Origin of the sequence: Pseudomonas sp. KCJK9058 (assembly GCF_046230975.1) — a bacterium.
Lineage (GTDB): Bacteria > Pseudomonadota > Gammaproteobacteria > Pseudomonadales > Pseudomonadaceae > Aquipseudomonas > Aquipseudomonas alloputida.
In genome coordinates, this window is record NZ_JBJJLR010000102.1 from 1 (window position 1) to 1,533 (window position 1,533).

General features: G+C 69.9%; 1 protein-coding gene. It reads right to left on the reverse strand.

Annotation, left to right across the window (positions count from 1 at the left end; all coding sequences use genetic code 11):
• Positions 1–1,533 (reverse strand): amino acid adenylation domain-containing protein (locus tag ACK59Z_RS25740; protein ID WP_409293974.1); only part of this gene is annotated, 1,533 nt, incomplete at both ends.

Sequence of the window (1,533 nt, forward strand, 5' to 3'; positions counted from 1 at the left end):
GGTCGAGCAGCAGCAGGTGCGCCGGGACCATGTAGTCCGGCAGCGCTTCCTTCAACTGTTCGCGCAGCTGCGCGCGCAGCCCGGCCTGCTGCTCCAGCGCTACCTCGGCAGCGGGGATCAGGTAGGCCACCAGCTGCTGGCCGGTCGCGCCTTCCTGGGCCAGCACCAGGGCCTCGCGCACCTGTGGCTGCGCCTGCAGGCGGGCTTCGATCTCACCCAGCTCGATGCGGAAGCCGCGGATCTTCACCTGGTGGTCGATCCGCCCGGCGTATTCGATCACCCCGTCGGCGTGGTAGCGCGCCAGGTCACCGGTGCGGTACAGGCGCCCGCCAGGGGCACCGAACGGGTCCGGCACGAAGCGCGTGGCGCTCAGGTCGCTGCGCTTGAGGTAGCCGCGCGCCAGGCCGGCGCGGCCCACGTACAGCTCGCCGATGCAGCCTTTGGCTACCGGGTTCAGGTCGCCGTCGAGCACATACCAGGACAGGTCGGGGATCGGCACGCCCATCGGGCTGCTGGCCGCCTTGCCCAGGTCGGCCAGCGACAGCGGCCGGTAGCTGACATGCACGGTGGTTTCGGTGATGCCGTACATGTTCACCAGCTGCGGCTGGCGGTCGCCGAAGCGTTCGAACCACGGTGCCAGGCTGTTGACGTCCAGCGCCTCGCCCCCGAACACCACGCTGCGCAGTGCCAGTGGCCGCTGCGGCTCGGCCGTGGTGGCCACCGCCATCAGTTGCTTGAACGCCGACGGGGTCTGGTTCAGCACCGTGACCTGTTCATCGGCCAGCAACTGGTAGAAGGCCTCGGGTGAGCGGCTGGTGTGCTGCGGCACGATCACCAGGCGCCCGCCGTACAGCAGGGCGCCGAAGATTTCCCACACCGAGAAGTCGAAGGCATAGGAGTGGAACAGGCTCCACACGTCGTCGCTGCCGAAGCGGAAGTCGGCGTCGGTGGCCGTGAACAGGCGCAGCACGTTGCGCTGCGGCAGCAGCACGCCCTTGGGCTTGCCGGTGGAACCGGAGGTGTAGATCACGTAGGCGAGGTTGTCCGGGCTGACCGTGACCGGCGAGCAGGCCAGGGGGTCGGCCTGGCTGCTGTCATCGTTGCTTTCCAGGCTGAGCACGCGCACGCCTGCCGGCACCGACAGGCTGGCCAGCACCTGGGGCTGGGCCAGCAGGCGCTGCAGGCCGCTGTCTTCGATCATGTAGGCCAAACGGTCGGCCGGGTAGGCCGGGTCCAGCGGCACGTAGGCACCGCCAGCCTTGAGGATGGCGAAGATGCCAACGACCATGTCCAGCGAGCGCTCGGCAGCCAGGCCGACCAGCACGTCGGGCCCGACCCCGTCGTCGACCAGGCGCCGGGCCAGGGCGTTGGCACGCTGGTTGAGCTGGGCATAGCTCAGGGCCTGGCCCTCGCAGGTGACGGCGATGGCATCGGGGGTGCGCTGCACCTGGGCCTCGATGCGGCTGTGCAGGGCCTGGTCGGCCGGGTGCTCGGCGGGGGCCGGGTTCCACTGGGCGAAGGTGGCCTGCTGCT